The sequence below is a fragment of the Megasphaera sp. MJR8396C genome (genome assembly GCF_001546855.1).
GTDB lineage: Bacteria > Bacillota > Negativicutes > Veillonellales > Megasphaeraceae > Megasphaera.
In genome coordinates, this window is sequence record NZ_KQ958190.1 from 13,719 (window position 1) to 32,793 (window position 19,075).

General features: G+C 53.9%; 13 protein-coding genes. All 13 read right to left on the reverse strand.

What is annotated here, in order from left to right:
* Positions 1-21: 21 nt before the first annotated feature.
* Entirely contained in the window at positions 22-3,429 is a 3,408-nt protein-coding gene (gene malQ, locus HMPREF3201_RS06760) for a 4-alpha-glucanotransferase (protein ID WP_227163060.1), read from the reverse strand.
* 50 nt (positions 3,430-3,479) lie between these two features.
* Positions 3,480-4,916 carry a glycogen synthase GlgA gene (gene glgA / locus HMPREF3201_RS06765; RefSeq protein ID WP_062412334.1) on the reverse strand — a complete coding sequence of 479 codons (1,437 nt, stop codon included), beginning with the start codon at positions 4,914-4,916 and terminating at the stop codon, positions 3,480-3,482.
* 154 nt (positions 4,917-5,070) lie between these two features.
* On the reverse strand, positions 5,071-7,017 hold the full coding sequence (glgB, locus tag HMPREF3201_RS06770; protein WP_062412335.1) for a 1,4-alpha-glucan branching protein GlgB: 1,947 nt from the start codon (positions 7,015-7,017) through the stop codon (positions 5,071-5,073).
* 19 nt (positions 7,018-7,036) lie between these two features.
* Positions 7,037-9,469, reverse strand: coding sequence for a glycogen/starch/alpha-glucan phosphorylase (locus HMPREF3201_RS06775; RefSeq protein WP_062412336.1), 2,433 nt, complete (start codon positions 9,467-9,469; stop codon positions 7,037-7,039).
* Between the two features lie 27 nt (positions 9,470-9,496).
* The gene (glgD, locus tag HMPREF3201_RS06780; RefSeq protein WP_072272036.1) at positions 9,497-10,618 is read right to left on the reverse strand and encodes a glucose-1-phosphate adenylyltransferase subunit GlgD; all 1,122 of its coding nucleotides are present in this window, start codon (positions 10,616-10,618) and stop codon (positions 9,497-9,499) included.
* Positions 10,615-11,790 carry a glucose-1-phosphate adenylyltransferase gene (locus tag HMPREF3201_RS06785; protein WP_062412337.1) on the reverse strand — a complete coding sequence of 392 codons (1,176 nt, stop codon included), beginning with the start codon at positions 11,788-11,790 and terminating at the stop codon, positions 10,615-10,617. The genes glgD and HMPREF3201_RS06785 overlap by 4 nt, the downstream gene beginning before the upstream one ends.
* A gap of 405 nt (positions 11,791-12,195) precedes the next feature.
* Positions 12,196-12,453, reverse strand: a complete 258-nt coding sequence (locus tag HMPREF3201_RS06790; RefSeq protein ID WP_062412338.1) for a DUF4911 domain-containing protein — start codon at positions 12,451-12,453, stop codon at positions 12,196-12,198.
* Entirely contained in the window at positions 12,446-13,684 is a 1,239-nt protein-coding gene (locus HMPREF3201_RS06795; protein ID WP_062412339.1) for a peptidase U32 family protein, read from the reverse strand. The genes HMPREF3201_RS06790 and HMPREF3201_RS06795 overlap by 8 nt, the downstream gene beginning before the upstream one ends.
* 5 nt (positions 13,685-13,689) lie before the next feature.
* Positions 13,690-14,277, reverse strand: coding sequence for an O-methyltransferase (locus HMPREF3201_RS06800; RefSeq protein ID WP_062412340.1), 588 nt, complete (start codon positions 14,275-14,277; stop codon positions 13,690-13,692).
* Positions 14,274-15,335, reverse strand: a complete 1,062-nt coding sequence (mltG, locus tag HMPREF3201_RS06805; RefSeq protein WP_227166407.1) for an endolytic transglycosylase MltG — start codon at positions 15,333-15,335, stop codon at positions 14,274-14,276. Before mltG ends, HMPREF3201_RS06800 begins: the two co-directional genes overlap by 4 nt.
* 29 nt (positions 15,336-15,364) lie before the next feature.
* Entirely contained in the window at positions 15,365-17,203 is a 1,839-nt protein-coding gene (locus HMPREF3201_RS06810) for a DUF4127 family protein (RefSeq protein WP_062412341.1), read from the reverse strand.
* A gap of 56 nt (positions 17,204-17,259) precedes the next feature.
* Positions 17,260-17,925: a trimeric intracellular cation channel family protein gene (locus HMPREF3201_RS06815; protein ID WP_062412342.1), complete on the reverse strand. Its 666-nt coding sequence runs from the start codon at positions 17,923-17,925 to the stop codon at positions 17,260-17,262.
* A 171-nt stretch (positions 17,926-18,096) separates the two neighbouring features.
* On the reverse strand, positions 18,097-19,075 hold a 979-nt coding region (locus HMPREF3201_RS06820; RefSeq protein ID WP_062412343.1), incomplete at its 5' end, for an RNA-guided endonuclease TnpB family protein.

Consider the following 19,075-nt stretch of genomic DNA (forward strand, 5'->3'; position numbering starts at 1 on the left):
ATTCCATTTCAGCAAGGATATTTAGCGGCCACTGTGACGGCAAAGTTTGGCTAGCCAGCGCGCCAGATCAAAGGTCGTCTGGCCTTCCGTCATCTGCCACTGCCAGTTGCCGTCGGCGACACCGGGGACGTTCATCCGGGCCGCTGCCGGCAGGGTCAGGAGATCCTGCATGGGCACGATGACCGTTTCGGCCCGGCGGCGGTAGGTATAGGCAATGACTGCCCGTACCAATTCTTCCGGCGAGACGTCGTCACCAAGGTCCAGCATGCGGCGGATATGAAGCTGCTCGCTTTCCGACAGCTCCTGTTCGTACCAGCCGCGGATCGTATTGTTGTCGTGGGTTCCCGTATAGGCGATGCAGTTCGGTTCCGTGTCGAAGGACCGAATGCCGTCAGCCCGGTCTTTGAGGTGGAACTGGAAGACCTTCATCCCTGGAAGGTCCAAGGCGTCCTTCAAGGCACAGACGTCGTCGGTGATGACGCCTAAATCTTCGGCGACCAGGTTGAGCCGGCCCAGTTTTTGATAGACGGCGCGGAACAAATCGAGGCCCGGCCCTTCTTTCCAGGCCCCCTCTTTGGCCGTCTCTGCGCCCTGGGGTACGGCCCAGTAGGCGGCAAAACCCCTAAAGTGATCGACCCGCAGTTCGTCAAAGAGGTCTCGCATGCGGCGGAAACGATCGGTCCACCACTGGTAGCCGTCGGCCGCCATGGCTTCATAGTCATATAAGGGATTGCCCCAGAGCTGGCCGTCAGCACTGAAGTAGTCCGGCGGCACACCGGCCACCGATACGGGGCGCCCGTCTTCATCGAGGTCGAACTGGTCCTGATGGGCCCAGCAGTCGGCACTGTCGTGGGCGACGAACATGGGCAGGTCACCGAGGATGGTGACGCCATTTTCTTTGGCATAAGATCGGAGCTCGTGCCACTGACGGTCGAAGATGTACTGCATGAATTTGACGTGGGATACGGTACCGGCCAGTTCCTTAGCATATCGTTTGAGGGCTTCCGGTTCATGACGGCGGATGTCGTCTGGCCATTCCGTCCAGGGCCGGCCTTTAAAGAAGTCGCGGATGCTGCGGAACAAGGCGTAGTCGTCGAGCCAGTAGGCATTGGCTTCACAGAATTCCCGGAAGGGCTTCCAGGAAATGATGAGATCCTTATCGTGCGAAAGGTCCCACAAGATACGGGCCTTTTCGGCCGCGACGTCCGATCGTGACTGCCCCTTGCCCTTGGCGATAAAATCGGTGACGACGTCTTTTTTCAGCCAGCCCCATTCAGACAGGCGCTGGAGGGAAATGAGGGCTTCATTTCCGGCAAAGGCCGATTCCGAGAGATACGGCGAATCACCGGCTAAGGGCGGCATCAAGGGCAGGATCTGCCAAACCGATTGGCCGGCCGTCTTTAAAAAGTCGACGAAGCGGTAGGCCGCCGTCCCTAAGACGCCGTTTCCGACGACAGCCGGCAGCGACGTCGGATGGAGGAGGACGCCGCAGCGCTTCTTCTTGGCTTCACCAGCCTTCAAGATGACGGCCTCTAAGGGCGGCAGGGTCAACGTCAGACGGCTGTTCAAGGTCACTTCCGGTTCCATCCGCGTATGGAGGGCATTGGTAAACTTGCCGTACGCCAAGCCGTCGGTGTAGAGGCTGATGGTCCGCAGGGACGACGGATTGCGGTTCATGGCGATGATGAACAAGCCGTCTTTGGCCGGTTTTCCAAAGACGTCGCGGCCGCCTTCGATGAGCCTTGCAAAGGCATAGACGTCGCCGTCGGCGTAGAGCGGGATGAAACGGCCCGTCTGTAGGGCGTCATGCGCCGTCCGCAGCCGCGTCAGGGCCTTGGTCCAACCCAGGATATCCCAGTCTTCCCGCCCCCAGGGATAAGTCCGGCGGTTGTCCGGGTCCTTGCCGCCCGTAAGGCCCGCTTCGTCGCCGTAATAGATGCAGGGCGCCCCGGGCATGGTCATCTGCCAGGTCGTCAAGAGCTTCAGCCGCTTCTTGGCCGTATCTTCAGCCGTCGCCACGTCGGTGCCGCCGGCTGCCTGGAGAACTGTCAAGATCCGTTCGATGTCGTGGCTGCTGATGAGGTTGAGCATGGCGTAGAAGTTTTCCGGCGGGTAATTTTCCCGGAGGCGGGTCAATTCGTCATTCATGCGCCGCGCCTCTTTAGCTCCGGTGACGAAGTCAACCATGAGAGCCCGTTCGGCGTAGTTCATGGCGCTGTCGATGTCGTAGCCGCAAAGGTATTCCCGCTGTTCGCTGTAACTGACTTTATTCGACGCATCTTCCCAGACTTCGCCGATGAGGACGGCGTCGGGATTTTCTTCTTTCAAGGTCTTATAGAACTGCCGCAAAAAAGGAACGGGCAGCTCGTCGATGACGTCGAGGCGCCAGCCGCGAATGCCTTGGTTGAGCCAATATTTGAGGACGCTCTCCTTATTATTGATGATGAAATCCATGTAAGACGGCGTCGTTTCTTCAACGTCCGGCAAATCTGATACGCCCCACCACGATTCGTAGTCATCGGGATAGTTGGTGAATCGGAACCATTCATAATAGGGCGATTCCTTCGACTGGTAGGCGCCGACGCCGGGATAGTGGCCGAAGCGGTTGAAATAGATGCTGTCGGCCCCGGTATGGCTGAAGACGCCGTCGAGGATGATGGCCATTCCCGCATCTTTAGCGGCTTTACAGAAGGCGGCGAACTCTTCATTGGTCCCCAGCATGGGGTCGACGCGGAAGTAGTCCGCCGTGCCGTAGCGGTGGTTGCTCGAGCTTTCAAAGATGGGATTGAGGTAAATGGCCGTAATGCCTAGTTCTTTGAGATAAGGCAGTTTTTCCTGAATTCCTTTGAGATTGCCGCCGAAGAAGTCGTAATAGACGATGTCGCCGACGCCTTCGCGCTTGCAGTAATAGGGCTTATCGTACCAGTTGCTGTGGATGACGGCCCCTTCCTTGCCCCACAGGTTCCCGTCGCCGCTGCGGCAGAAGCGGTCGGGGAAAATCTGATAGACGATGGCGTGCTTAAACCAGTCCGGCGTATGAGCCCCTTTATCGTAGACCGTAATCTGATAAGACGGCGGCGCCCCTTCATAGACGGCGCCTTCCCCGCCGAGCTGTTCGTAATTATTCCCGTAGCAGCGCGTCGTATCCCCGTCGCTTACGATAAAGTAATACCATAAGAGGCAGCCTGTATCGGGAATGGGTACGACGGCTTTAAAGGCTTGGTCCTCATAGGTCATGGGCAGGATCGATTCACCGACGTTGCTCTGCCACAGGCGCACCTCGGCATGGCAGCCCTCGCCATGACCCGAAGCACCCAGGCGCAGGATGAGCCGGCTTCCCGACGGGACGGCCCCGAAGGCCGAGCGGTAATAGAAATCATGAGAGTTGTGATACAGTCGTAAGTCCATAGAAATTCCTTTCTTCTTCATCAAGAATCCCCCGTCGCGCATACCCGACGGGGGACCCGATACTGAGCCCCTTACAGCTGCAGTACACTTTCATATAAACTTATATAGGCATCGGCCGACTGGTTCCAGCTGTAATCGCTGGTCATGGCGTTATGGACCAGCTGATCCCAGACGGAGTCGTCTTCGTAATAGCCGAGCGCCCGCTTCATCGTAAACAAGAGTTCGTGGGCGTTGAAGTTCGGGAAGGTCAGACCGTTGCCCTGTCGGCTGTACTTATTGAAGGGATGGACCGTATCCTTGAGTCCCCCCGTTTCCCGAACGATGGGAATGGAACCGTAGCGCAGGGCGATGAGCTGGCTGAGACCGCACGGTTCATACCGCGACGGCATGAGGAACATATCCGATGCCGCATAGACCTTATGGGCCAGGGCTTCATTGAACATGATGTTGGCCGAAACCTTGTTGGGATGGCGGTAGGCCAGTTCCCGGAAGGCATCTTCATAGCCAGCATCGCCGGTCCCGACCAGGACCAGCTGGACTTCGTCGTCGACGAGTTCGTCCATGATGCGCATGACGAGATCGAGGCCCTTGTCTTCAACGAGGCGCGTGACCATGGCGATGAGAGGCACGCCGCGCTGGATGCGAAGGCCCAGTTCTTTCCGCAGGGCGTCTTTATTTTCCCGCTTATCGGCCCGGGCCGTGGCTACAGAATACTGCTTTTTAATGTAAGGATCCGTTTCCGGATTGTAGGCATCGACGTCGAGGCCGTTCAAGATACCCGACACCTTGCCGCTGTTGGCCCGAATATAGCCGTCGAGGCCTTCGCCGAAGTAAGGATAGGTGATTTCCTGAGCGTACGTCGGGCTGACCGTCGTGACCCGGTCGGCGTATACCAGGCCGGACTTCATGTAGTTGACGCAGCCGTCGCATTCGAGGTTGCCGTTATCAAAGAGTTCCTGCGGCAGGCCGATGATATCGCGCATGATAGACGGCGGATAGATGCCCTGATACTTCAGGTTATGGATCGTATAGACCAACTTCATATCCTGATAAAAGGGATCGTGGCTAAAGTCTTCTTTAAGGAAGACCCCCATCAGGCCCGTATGCCAGTCGTTGCAGTGGATGATATCGGGCTTAAAATCGACGGCGGGCAGCATGGTCAGGACGGCGCGGCAGAAATAAGCAAACCGTTCGGCGTCATCGCCGTAGCCGTAGAGATTGTCCCGCTTAAAATACCATTCGTTGTCGATAAAATAGACGGTGACCCCGTCCTGTTCTACCGCTTCGACGCCGTAATAGAGCTGGCGCCAAGACAAGTTGACCGTACCGGTGACAACAGTCTTCATCTTTTCTTTTACGGCATCAGCGATACCGCTATATTTCGGAATGACCAGTCGGACGTCCACGCCCTTTTGGGCTAAGGCCTTGGGCAAGGCCCCCATGACATCGGCCAAGCCGCCTGTTTTAATAAATGGCACTGCTTCTGAGGCCACAAATAATACCTTCATCGTCTGTCCCTCCCCTTTACGGTCTGATGTAGTCCGCACCGATTCGACCTTTCCTTCGGCGCGGCGCTTTATCGATGGTGATTGATTGTTAACTGATACCCGCCGTCTCATTTGATGCCGGCGTGATCCCTTTTTCATGCAGTTGCCTTCTTTCTCATGCTTTTGGCCCTTCGTCCAGACTTTCATGGGCTTCCAATAGATGCTTCGAATCTTCCGTGAGTCGCAGGTAAATCGTCGCCAAGGGCGGCAGGGTCAATTCGATGGACTGGTCCATGCCGTGCATAGGTACATCCTGAGCCGTAAAGACGCCTTCATTTAAGACGTTGGAGCCGCCAAAGGCTTCGGCATCACTGTTAAAGACTTCGACGTAGTCGCCCTTGACGGGGACGCCGATACGGTACGAATGGCGGACGACGGGCGTAAAGTTGCAGAGGACGACCGTCGAATCCTTTTCGTCTTTCCCCGTCCGGAAGAAGGCGATGGCGCTGTTGTCATTGTCGTCGCAGCTGATCCAGGAAAAGCCCGACCAGTCGCAGTCTTCTTCCCACAGTTCCGGATGGTCGACGTAATACTCGTTCAGCTGGCGCACGTAGTCGTGCATGGCCAAATGCATGGGATAATTCAAGAGGTGCCAATCGAGGCTGTCGTCGTACTTCCATTCGATGAACTGGCCGAATTCACTGCCCATGAACAAGAGTTTCTTGCCAGGATGGGCCATCCAGTAGCCGTAGAAGGCTCTAAGGCCGGCAAATTTCTGCCAGTAATCGCCGGGCATCTTGTCGAGGAGCGAGTGTTTGCCGTGGACGACTTCATCGTGCGACAAGGGCAGGATGAAGTTTTCCGAAAAGGCGTAGCACAAGGAAAAGGTAATGAGGTTGTGATTGTCCTTGCGGAACAGCGGATCCATGGACATATAACGCAGCATGTCATTCATCCAGCCCATGTTCCACTTATAATTGAAACCCAGGCCGCCGACGTCGACCGGTTTGGTGACGAGGGGCCAAGCCGATGATTCTTCAGCAATCATCAGGGCCTGCGGAAACTCCTTAAAGACGGCCGCATTGAGATGGCGCAAAAAGTCGATGGCTTCCAGATTTTCCCGGCCGCCGTACTTATTGGGCTGCCAGCCGCCATCGGGATGGCCGTAGTCGAGGTACAGCATATTGGCCACAGCGTCGATGCGCAGGCCGTCGATATGGAACTGACTCAGCCAAAAGAGGGCACTGGAAATGAGGAAGGACTGGACTTCCGTCCGCCCGTAATCGAAGTTCATCGTATCCCATTCTTTATTTTCGGCCAGGATCGGATTGCCCGATTCGTAGCACGGTTCGCCGTCGAAGTGGCGCAGGCCGTGGGCGTCGCGGCAAAAGTGGCCCGGTACCCAGTCGAGGATGACACCGATGCCGTTCCGATGGCAGTGGTCGATGAGATACATGAAGTCTTCGGGCTTGCCATAGCGGCTGGTCGCTGAAAAATAGCCCGTTCCCTGGTAGCCCCAGGAACCATCAAAGGGATATTCGCACAGCGGCATGAGCTCGATATGGGTGTAATGCATGTCTTTTACGTAAGCGACCAGCTCTTCGGCGATATCGCGGTAAGTCAGCATGCCGCCATCTTCCCCGCGCCGCCACGATCCGAGATGGACTTCGTAGGTCAGCATCGGCTTACGGTAGGAATCGTAAGCTTCGCGGCTTTCCATCCATTTCTTATCGCGCCAGGTATAGTGGAGCTTGGTCAATTTCGATGCCGTATTCGGCCGTACTTCCGACCAGAAGGCGTAAGGGTCGCTCTTTAAGATACGTTCCCCCGACGCCGTCGTAATGGCGTATTTATAAATGTCCCCTTCTTGCAGGCCTTCTATATATGCGACCCAAATGCCATTGCCTTGGCTGCTTCGTTCCATCGGGTTGGCATCGTCATCCCAATGGTTGAAGTCACCGACGACACTGACCTTCTGTGCGTGCGGCGCCCAGACGGCAAAGCGCACGCAGGATTTACGGTGCCGTGAAGAAAAATGAGCACCGAACAGTCGATAGCTGGCATAATTCGTACCCTGGTGATACAAGAAGGTACTGTATTCGTCGATTGCACTGAGTTTCATCGCATAATCCCCCTGTCATTCAGTCATGCTTAGACGGTTTAAGGTGCCAAATGTCGTTGGCGTACTGTTCGATCGTCCGGTCGCTGGAAAAGTATCCCGACTGAGCAATGTTGACGACACTGGCCCGCAACCAGTCTGATTTATTTCCATACCGCTTGGCAATTTCCTTCTGAGCCTCACAGTAGGCTTTAAAATCTTTCAGGACGAAGTATTCGTCGTTCTTTTCGAGGAATGATTCATAGAGCAGGCCGAAATAATCACCGCCCACCGTTCCGTCGACGAGGGCATCCATGAGGCGGCGGATTTCAGGATCGCTGCTGTACATCTTCCACGACGAATAGCCGCCGCGGACGTAGTAATTCATGACTTCATCGGCCCGGAGCCCGAAGATGACGCAGTTGTCATCGCCGATGAGGCGGTGGATTTCGACGTTGGCCCCGTCCATGGTCCCGAGGGTGATGGCGCCGTTCATCATGAATTTCATATTCCCCGTCCCCGACGCTTCCTTGCCGGCCGTCGAAATCTGTTCGCTGACGTCGGCTGCCGGGAAGAGCATCTGTCCCAGGGAGACGTTGTAGTTTTCAAGGAACAGGACTTTCAACTGCTGGTTGACCGTCCGGTCGCTGTTAATCATGTGGGACACGACGTTGATCAGGCGAATCGTTTCCTTGGCTTCGCCGTAGCTGGCCGCTGCCTTGCCGCCGAAGAGATAAGTCCGCGGCGTAATCTTCATGGACGGATTATCCTTCAAGAGGAAGTAAAGGTGCAGGATATGGAGGATATTGAGGGTCTGGCGCTTATACAAGTGAATGCGCTTGATCTGAATATCGAAGATAGAATCGGTCCGGATATCCTGATTATATTTGTCCTTAATGTAGCGGGCCAGCCATTCTTTGCGTTCGGTCTTGACCTTGGCCAGTTGTTCCTTAAAGGAAGCATCGTCTTTATAGGCCATGAGTTCCGACAGTCTGGCCGGCGTCTTACGCCACTTGTCCCCAATCGTATCGTCGATGAGGGATGCCAGTTTCGGATTGGCTTCAATGAGCCAGCGGCGATGAGAAATGCCGTTAGTCTTATTGGAAAAGCGCTGCGGGAAACAGGTGTAGAACTGATGGAGCGTCGAATCCTTCAAGATCTGCGAGTGGATTTCGGCGACGCCGTTGACGCTGTGACTGCCGAGGACCGACAAGTGAGCCATGTGAATCTGACCGTCCCACAAAATAGCTACGTCACGGGCCTTATTTTCATCGCCCGGATAGCGGCGGCGGACTTCCTGCAGCCAGCGGTTATTGATTTCTTCGATAATTAAATAAATTCGCGGCAAGAGGTCCTTGAACATGGGAATGGACCATTTTTCCAGGGCTTCCGGCAGGATCGTATGGTTGGTGTAGGCTACGGTCCGGACGGTGATTTCCCAGGCAGACTGCCACGACAAGCCTTCTTCATCCATGAAGATACGCATCAGTTCCGGAATGACCAGTGCCGGATGGGTATCGTTGATGTGGATGGCTACGTACTGGGCGAAGCGATAGATGCTTTCGCCGTATTTTTGCTTATAATGACGAACGATGCTTTGGACACCGGCCGATACGAAGAAGTATTCCTGCATCAGGCGCAGGCGGCGGCCGTCTTCAGTACTATCGTCAGGATAGAGGAAACGCGAAATCTGCTGGACACTGTCTTTATAGCGGAAGGCCCGGTGGCGGTCCCCCATGGACAGTTCCTTATAGACTTCTTCCCGAGAGTACTCGGCCCGCCACAGGCGCAGGGTATTGACCGTGTCATTGTGACAGCCAATGATCGGCACGTCGTAGGGGACGACCTTGACCGTCGAGAACTGTTCATGAACGCATTCAAGATGACCGTCTCCCGTAGGCCGCATATAGGCATTGCCGCCGAAGCGGACGTAGACGGCCTTGTCGACCTTCTTGACTTCCCAGGGATAACCCTTGGACAGCCAGTTATCCGGCAGTTCTACCTGCTGGTTGTCGACGATGCGTTGGTTAAAGAGGCCGTACTGGTAGCGGATGCTGTTGCCGTGTCCGGGAAGGGACAAGGCGGCTAAAGAGTCGATGAAGCAGGCTGCCAAGCGGCCCAATCCCCCATTCCCGAGACCGGGATCGCGTTCGGCCGGGATGACGTCTTCCAGATCCCAGCCCAGGTCTTTCAGACCGTCCCGGCAGATGTTGTCCATATCGACATTGAGGAGATTTGATTCCAACAAGCGGCCCATGAGAAATTCGATGGAAAAATAATAGACTTGTTTGACTTTTTTCGCAGCATAAGATTGATTGGTACGGATCCAATCTTCACTGACCAGATCGCGGATCATGTAGGCAATGGTCTGATAGACTTCGTTCAAGGTTAACTCCTGCAGTTCCTTTTCCCACAGTCGGTAGGCTTTTTCTGTAAACAACCGTTTGAATTCTTCCTTGTCCTGCCATGTTTTCATATGCTTATTATCCCCTTTGTCAAAACACTAACGTACGGAACATTTACCGATGCACAATAAGTCATCGGCAGTCCGCTTCAAGACGGCTTCCGGCTGGATGACCGAGTTCTTGTCGCAGACGACGTAATCGAGTTCAGCATCTTCGCCGATGACCGAGTGCTGCATGATAATGCTGTTGCGGATGACCGCATTCCTTCCGACCCGGACGCGGCGGAAGAGAATCGAGTTTTCCACACGCCCTTCGATGATGCAGCCATTGGCGATGAGAGAGTTGGAAACGTGAGATTCTTCCATGTATTTGGCCGGCGCTTCGTCTTTGATCTTAGTATAAATGCGATGGTCTAAATCTTTAAGAAGCAGTTCGTGCCAAATACGGCTGTCGCGCAGGTCCATATTGACTTCAAAATACGATTGGAGCGAATCGATTCGTTTGGCGTAGCCCTGATAGTTGTAGCCAAAGATGCGCAGGCGGTCGACGTTACGCTGGAACACATCGGTAATGAGATGGGTGTACCCCTGCGAGTAGGCCCGGCGGATGCAGTCCTGGAGGACGTCGCAGTCGATGATGATGCCCCGCTGGTAGAGGTTGTCCCCGGCTTTGACTTCCATCTTGGAATCGATGGCCCGAACCCGATCAGTGCAGTCCGTGTCGATGGTCAGGACATAGCCTTCGCGGTTGAAATCATATTTCTGCTTCTGGTAAATGAGGGTTACGTCGGCATTATTGCGGCGATGGAAGTGGAGCACTTCATCGTAATCGATATTCTGCACCATGTCGCAGCCCGACAGCAGTGCGTAGCGCTTATTGGCCCGCCGGATAAAGACTAGATTCTTGTAATAGGCGGCAATGTCGCCTTCGACGGGATTTTCGATGTCGGACCGTTCTTCCGGCAAATAAAACAACCCGTCGCCCTTATGGGCCAGGCCCCATTCTTTCCCGGAACAGATGTGGTCCAAGACCGAGCGCGACTGGCTCGAGAGCATGAGGCCGACGTTTTCGATGCCGGCATTGACCATGTTCGACAGAGTAAAGTCGATGAGGCGGTATTTTCCGCCAATGGGAAGGGTCGCCAAGGGGCGCGTGTCATTGATTTCCTTTAACGGGCGGTCTTCACGCATGTTGATGAGACCGATCATATTACTGTTCATAGCGATTCTTCCCCTTTCACGGTAACGGCTTCCGGTTCACCGTCTCTAAGTTGTGCCTTGCGGCCGAGAACGGCGACCGAGCCGTCTTTATTGCGCAGAACTGCACCGGGATAGATGTGGCATCGTTCCCCTAAGATAGCCTTGTCGATGACGGCATTTTCTTCAACGACTGAGCCAGGCATGATGACCGAATTGGTGACCTTGGCCCCTTCCTTGATGGTAACGCCGTAGAAAATGACGGAGTTGCTGACGTTGCCGAGGATTTCAGAACCTTCGGCGATGAGCGAACTCTTGGCCGAGCCCTTAGGTCCGATGAGGTGCGGCGGAAAACTCTGGTTGCCCGAATAGATGCGCCAGTTGCTGTCGCGAAGATTGATGGGCGGTTCATCTGCCAATAGGCCCATATTGGCCTGCCAAAGGCTGTCGATGGTGCCGACATCCTTCCAGTAGCCTTCAAAGGGATAGGCGTAGAGCGGAACCTGATCGGCCAGCATGGTAGGAATGACATTTTTCCCAAAGTCGTGTTCCGACTTTTCATCCTTGGCATCGGCCCGGAGATAGTCTTCGAGGACCGACCGGTCGAAAATGTAAATCCCCATGGAAGCCAGGTTGCTTTCGGGCTTAGCCGGTTTTTCCTGGAACTTATTGATGCGCATGTCTTCGTCGGCGACCATGATGCCGAAGCGGCTGGCTTCGTCCCAGGGAACGCGAATGGTGCCGATGGTGACCTTAGCCTTGTGTTTCTTGTGGAAATTGAGCATCTTGTCGTAATCCATGGAATAGATGTGGTCACCGGACAAGATAAGGACATAGTCGTCACCGACCATATCGACGAAATTCAAATTCTGATAAATGGCATCGGCTGTGCCGCGATACCAATTAGAACCGCCGTCGCTCTGATAAGGCGGCAAAACATAGGTACCGCCCCGGTTGGAGTCGAGATTCCAAGAGCTGCCGTTCCCGATGTACCAATTCAGTTCGAGAGGCTGATATTGGGTCAGGATTCCGACCGTATCGATGCCAGAGTTACGGCAGTTGCTCAGGGGGAAATCGATGATGCGGTATTTTCCTCCGAACAAGAGGCCCGGCTTGGCTTGGTCTTTGGTCAGGACGCCAAGTCGGCTCCCCTTTCCACCAGCCAGGATCATAGCCAGGCAATTAGATTTTTTCATAAAAGCGCCTCCTAACGCGACTTCGGTCCGGCGGCTTGAAAAAAATGAATGCCCTATGTCGAAAATGAGCTGACGGACCTGCATCTAACAGCACATACTATATACATATAATATGTACCGTAACTTGTTTTATGATTATAGTATTAATTATACACCAAATCTGTTAGAAATTTAAAGGGATAACGATTAAAAATAGGCTAACAAATATCATAATTTTTTCTGTTTCGTTAAAATTTGACTATGATTAGGAACTATTGGCTGGTAAAACGGGAAAAATAAACACTGATTTCGGAACGTTTTCGTCCCACGAGGTAAAAGGCACAAAAAAAGAGACAATCTTGAAAAAGATTATCTCTAATCGGTTAGACGTATAACTATAAATTTTACTAAAAAAATACACTCCATTTATCGTATCTTTTCATGAATCTGCTCTGCTATTTTTACAGCCTGTTCAAAGGAGATAATTTCGACGGCAATGGGCAGGGCCTTTAACACGTCACGCGTCTCCGCCGCCGTATCGGCCGTCGTCCGGACGAAACCGACGCCCTCTTTCCCATCGAGGGCAGTGACGACGCCGAGGTAATCGCAACCTTCGATGATGCGGTTGACGAAGGTCATCTCCTTGGGGGCCACGCGAAAATAGACCCAATCGGCATCAAGCATGGTCTTCCACCTGGCGGCGCATCATGGAATAGGGTTCAAGGGCTTCCGAAATGGCCAGACCCACGAGCTGACGGGGATGGCGGGCGGCGTCGAGGGCTTCCCCTTCTTCACTGATGATGGACGAAATCGTGCAGCGGACCAGATGGCCTTTCGGCTGCAAAAATTCGACGGTCTGGCCGACTTTGAAGTGGTTCCGCTGTTCGATCCAGGCGATGCCCTTTTCGGTGTCATAAGACCGGACGAGGCCGATGAAGTCGTGGGTCTGGGTATTACTCGATTCGCTGTAGACCTGGTCGGCTTCCGTCGGCCGCGATACGGAGAAGCCGCGGGTATAAGGCCGGTGGGAAATCTTTTCCAATTCATCGAGCCATTCCTGACGGACCGTGAAGTGTTCCGGATCGGCTTCATAGGCGTCGAGGGCTTCACGGTAGACCTTGGTCACCGTGGCCACATAATGGATGCTCTTCATACGGCCTTCGATCTTAAGGCTCGACAGGCCGGCGTTGTAGAGGTCCGGCAAGTACGGCAGAAGGCAGAGGTCCTTAGAGTTAAAAATATAGGTTCCCCGTTCATCTTCGACAACCGGAAAATACTGACCCGGCCGTTTTTCTTCAACGACGTTGTACTTAAAGCGGCAGCACTGGACGCACTCGCCGCGGTTGGAATCGCGGTCGCCCTGGGTGAAGTAGTTGCTGAGCAGGCAGCGGCCGGAATAGGAAATGCACATGGCGCCGTGGACGAAGCCTTCGAGTTCCACCGTCGGCACCTTTTCGTGAATGGCCTTGATGTCAGCCAGGCTGACTTCGCGGGCCATGACGACGCGTGAGGCGCCATTATCGTGCCAGAACTTTACGGACGCCCAGTTGGTCGTATTGCCCTGGGTCGAAATGTGGACCGGAAGGTCCGGCACCAGCTGCCGGGCCAGGGCGAAGATGCCCGGGTCGGCGATGAGGACGGCGTCGACGCCGATATCGCGGAGGTAAACGAGATATTCCGGAAGGCCTTCCAGATCTTCATTGTGCGGGAAGATATTGACCGTGACGTGAATCCGCTTGCCCAAAGAATGGGCGTAGTCGACGGCTTCTTTCAATTCTTCATTGGAAAAGTTGTCGCTGAACGCCCGAAGGCCGAAGGATTTTCCGCCTAAGTAGACGGCGTCGGCGCCGTACAAAAAGGCCATCTTCAATTTATCCATACTGCCGGCCGGAGCCAGCAATTCTATTTTTCCCATGTATCTTATCCTTTCCATCGTGAAACGGTCATGCCGTCTCCATTTTCAAAAAACACCGTTTCAAAATGAGCCCTGTCTTCGATAAGGGCCATAAATTCCCTTAGGCGGCTGATAGCCGTCCGGTGTTTATGAGGTAAGTGCCCTTCGAGGTAAAACATTTCATGATAGCCGATGTTGTCGGCCATGATAAGGGCTCCGGGCATAAGTTTCGGCATGAGCTGCCGAAGCTGGCGGACGTACTGTCCCTTGGGCCCGTCGAGAAAGACCAGGTCCCAGGGACCCGGGAGGGTTTCAGAAAGTTCCGTCCCGTCTCCCAAGAGGGGCGTGATGACGTCCTTATAAGGCGAACGGTCGATAAAGTCTTTGGCCTTTTGCCAACGGGCCTTATCGAATTCGACGGTCGTAATCGTACCGCCGTCACCGAGAAAGGGCGCCATGCGAAGGGCCGAATAGCCGATGCAGGTCCCGATTTCAAGGACCTTTCCCGGCCGCTTATTGGCTATGATGCTTTCAAAAAGAGGGACTTCACTGTCCCTGAGGATAGGAAGCCCTTCTCTTTCGGCATAAGCCTTCATCTCATCGATCAGGCTCATGGCATATACTCCTGTACATTCTTCATGTGTTCTTCATAGGTGGCGGCAAAGTGGTTGTGGCCGTCCTTATCGGCGACGAAGTAGAGATAGTTCGTCGTCGGCGCGTCTAAGATGGCTTCCATGCTGGGAAGGCCCGGATTTCCGATCGGTCCCGGCGGCAGTCCTTCATAGACGTAGGTGTTGTACGGTGAATCGTACTGGGTCTCACTGATGCTGTATTCCACCTTATGATTGCCCATAGCGTAGGCAATGCTAGCATCGGACTGAAGCTTCATGTGGATGCGCAACCGGTTTTCAAAGACCGAGGCGATGAGCGGCCGGTCCGGTTCAAATTTAGCTTCCTTTTCGATGAGCGAGGCCAAGGTGACGAACTGGTAGATGGACATATTCTTCTTGGCAATGCGCTCTTTCATGGACGGCGTCAGATGCTTGTCAAAATTCTGGAGCATCATGGCCACGACGTCGTCAGCCGTCGCATCGTAAGGAATGAAGTAGGTATCGGGGAACAAGAATCCCTCTGTCGGGAAGGTCACTTGTCGGTTGCCTTTCATATAAGGCAAGAGTTTGGCGTCCGACGAAGCGGCCTTCAAGAAGTCTTCTTCGCTGATGCGGCCGTTAGCGGCGACGGCTTTAGCGATGTTCCATACCGTATAGCCTTCGGGAACGACGAGCCGGTCGGCTTCAGACTTGCCACTGGTCAGTTTCTGTAAAATCGTAAAGACACTCATGCGCGAGTTAAAGGTATATTCCCCGGCATGGATCGACCCTGCCTGACCGGTCACCATGGCGGCGGCACGGAACCACAGGGGGCTGGCAATATAGCCTTTATCGGTCAAAGCATCGCCGACGTCTGCTGCCGTCATGTCACTGCGAACATGGAGATAGCCGCTGGTATAGGGCAAGAGGAAGTTCGGGCCAAAGAAGCCATAGAGCACGATGGCGGCCGCGGCGATGATGCATCCGGTAATGATTTTTTTAAGCTTCTGCCGGGAATGCTTCGGCGACGCTTCCGGAGCGGTCTGTTTATTTTCTTTCGGGATCATATCGTTTGTTTCCATATTCTCCTTTATCAATCCTTTTTATCGGGTTAACGGTCGGCCGTCCAGGTACGGCTCTGCTGAGCCTTTTCTTCACTGCGATTGACGGCCTGGGCCTGCTGTTCCTTGTCATACTGCGCCTGGGCAGCCTCTTTGGCAGCCTGGAGCTGAGCCTGAACCGCCGGATCGGGCGGAACGACCGTACCGTCTTCATCGACGGTATGAGCTGCATCGAGCTGAGCCTGAGCGGCAGCTACGTTATTGGCCAAATTCTGAAGGCGCTGATTGTTGATACCCTGGCGCACATCGGCTTCAAGCGATACGGACGGCGTCTTTTTGACGTCGACGTAGACTTCAAACAGGCGCTGCCAAGGCAAGGTGACGTCAATGGTCCGCGGGTCGACGCCAAGATAGGTCGAGGCATAGCGCTGGAGCTGTTCTTTAGCCAGGCTCTGTAGTTCCTGGTTCCGCGAAGCGTAGACCGGTGTGATGGCATGGGCTTCGAGTTTCTGGTCCATACGGGTTACATAGTCGCGGACGTTGGCCTGGTAAGCCCAATTGTCGAGATACTGGGTCGTCAGCATATCCCGGTGGGCTGCCGGCGTCATGTACTTGGCGAGGACGCCTTGTGAAAGGCCGTAACCGACGGAGTTGCTGGCCGTATTCCAGCCGTTGTAAGCGGCCAGACGGTAGAGCATCTTATCTTGGTAGAGGCCATAGACCAGGGTGTTATCCGAGCCATTGGAAAAGGCCATATCGACGATGCTGACCGGGATATTGAGGTTAACGGCCTTTTCAATCTGGTTCAGGAAATCCTTCGTCGACTGAAGCATGATTGGGAAGTTTTCAAAGTTTGCCGATTCCGTCGTCGTCGTCGTCAGCGGCGTATTGACGGCCAATAAGAGGTCCGGCCGTTCATTGTCGACGATAGTGCCGCCAATGGCTTCGACGTGAGAGGCGATGGTCTTGCCGATGGCCTGCCCGTCATAGCGGGGCACGGTCTTTTCTCCCCCGCCTAAGGGATAGATGACCGATACTTTGGGATGGTAATTGTTAAAGTCATTGCTGGCCCGGGTAATGAGCAGCAAGCCCAATTGGTCCGCTCCGGGGAAGGAGCCAAAGGTCGTCTTGGGGATACCGGCACCGGCCATTTCGAGGTACTTCGATTCGAGGGACGACTGGGTGCTGACCGAGTTGTCGTCGTGGCCGAGGCTATAATAAGTAAAGACGCCCTTTCTGGCATCGTCGATGAGGCGATAGTTGATGCTCATATTCTTGCGGCGCCGATTGTACCAATCCTGCAAATATTCCATAGGAACGCGGCGCATGATGGCAAACCAGTCGTTCCGTTCCTGGGGATTGAGGCCTTCTTCATCCATCTTGGCCTGAAGGGAGGCCAATTGATAGATATCGGAGCCCATAGTCAGGTAGTAGTCCGGTTCGACGCCTTTACCGCCGGCCCAGGGGCTGCGCATGACAGTACTGAACACGTAGAGCGGCACCTTGGTGTTGGCCTTGTGCAGGGCTTCTACCTTTTCAAGACGCGACAGCAAGGTCGACATGGGAAGGTTATGCTTCCGGGAGTCGACGAGACCGCCGTAAACCAAAGAATCGATGGACAGGACCATGGCGTCGGCCTTATTGGCATTGGCCTCGACCCAGCTCATGAGACGGTCCGGTGAACCGTGGAAATTCATGCCCGACAGATACTGTGCCGGCGGGGTCAATATCGTATAGCCTGCCGATTCTGCCGTACTGACCGTATATTCGTAATCCACAGGCCGGTCATCCTGAGGCACGTATAAAATCGTCTTAGCCAGTGTCGACGGCGTCGCACACAGGAACAGGGATACGACGGCCATGCTGACTGCCTTCTGTAACAGATTCACATTATCCTCCTATCGTAAGAAAAAACAAGTATTTTTTATTATAGCACATCTGCCCTCTAAAAAGAAGAACCTTGCTTTTTACGGCGAATGCGGGGCACATTGAGATGGAAGCGAATCGCTACCAGCCGGATGGCCACGGTGACGGAAAAGCTGACGATGGCCCCTACTTCAAAAGGCACTTCAAAGGGAATGACGGCGCCGTACAAGAGGACGCTGCCCAAGAGCGACGCCGTGGCATAGACTTCGGTCCGAAGGACGACGGGAATCCGGCCGGCCAAAACGTCGCGGATGACGCCGCCGCCGACAGCGGTAAGGACGCCGAGGGTGATGTCTAAAATCCAATAATCGGGATAATAATAGCAGCCGAGAAGGGTCCCGGTTACGGTAAAGGAACCGAGGCCAATGGCATCACACAAGAGATACAGAGCCGACAAATGACTCATAAAGCGGCGCCACATGCGGATATTGAAGTAGCGGACGGTCAAGGTGACGACGACGATGGACCCTACGATGATCCACAGGTAAATGCTGTTTTTAAAAGCCGCCGGCGGGATATTGCCGATGAGGATATCACGGATGATACCGCCGCCGACAGCCGTCGCTGCGCTGAGGACGAAGATGCCGAACAGATCCATGCGCCGGGAAAGGGCTGCAAAGACGCCGGATACGGCAAAGGCCGTCGTCCCCAATAAGTCAAAAATATGCCACCAAATCGCATCCATAGGAATTCCCCTTCCCTCTCTTTTGTGATATGATAAGTCAACGACTCCCTCTTATAGAAGTGGGAGCTTGTAAGTCAGAGAAACATAGGTAGTAACGATGCTGTAAACAACATCTCCCTAATCCTGCCTACATCATCGGGCAGTTGACGATGCCCGTTTTGCCAAGGAGATTTACTCCGAGGCAGTCGTTTTGCTCTCGTAACGAGGATTGCTATCTCCAGAAATCCACATCGAACCGAGGAGCTGGATATTCATAGCTCCGATACGGTCATCGTTGGATTGGTATCCACATTGGCAGCGATATAGATGCTTACGATGGTCACGATTTTCTCTATGGATTGTTTCGCATTTCGGGCAACGCTGAGAAGTATATTTTGCTGAGACTTTCAATACTTCCGAGCGATTTTCATGAGCCTTGTAGGTCAGAAATTGCTCAAGCTGATAGAACGGCCAGCTCCGCAGGTCATAGTTCGGTTTGGCGGTTTTGGATAGATTTGTTTCTTCAAAGCTGACACCCGTTAAATCTTCCAGCACAAACAGCGTATCCTTGCCATATTTCTCAACGAGTGTCTTAGAAATCTGATGATTGACATCAGACATCCAACGGTTCTCTCGTCCGGAAATAGCTTTGAGTCTACGCTTGGCAGATTTTGTACCTTTCGATTGAAGCTGTTGTCTGACTTTGAGAAACTTGTGTCTTTTTGCTGCAATCTTTCGTCCGGAAACAAATTCGGTGTTACCTTGTTCATCGTAACTGACCGTCAGGAAGCGCAAGCCGCGGTCGATACCGACAACGTGGCGGACGTTCTCTTTCTGGAAACCTTCCACAGCTTTGGTGACGGGAATATGCAGATACCACCGGCCTTTGAGTTCAACTAACTTTGCCGTGCCAAAAATCCATGAGCCATCCAGATATTTCGAAAATGGCTTCCTTTCAAAGGTACATTTTGTTCTTTTACCGAGCGTGTTGATAGACAGGCTTTGTCCGTTATCCACGAAGCTGTAATCACGGTTACGAACCAAATCCGCTTGCGGGCGCTTGAAGAAGATGGGCTTCCAAAGCCATTCGAGCGTTTTTGGGATGTATTTCCAGCTGCCATCTTCGTCCTTGTATTTTTGGGGCTTTTGGAATAGCTGCTGCTTGACGGTC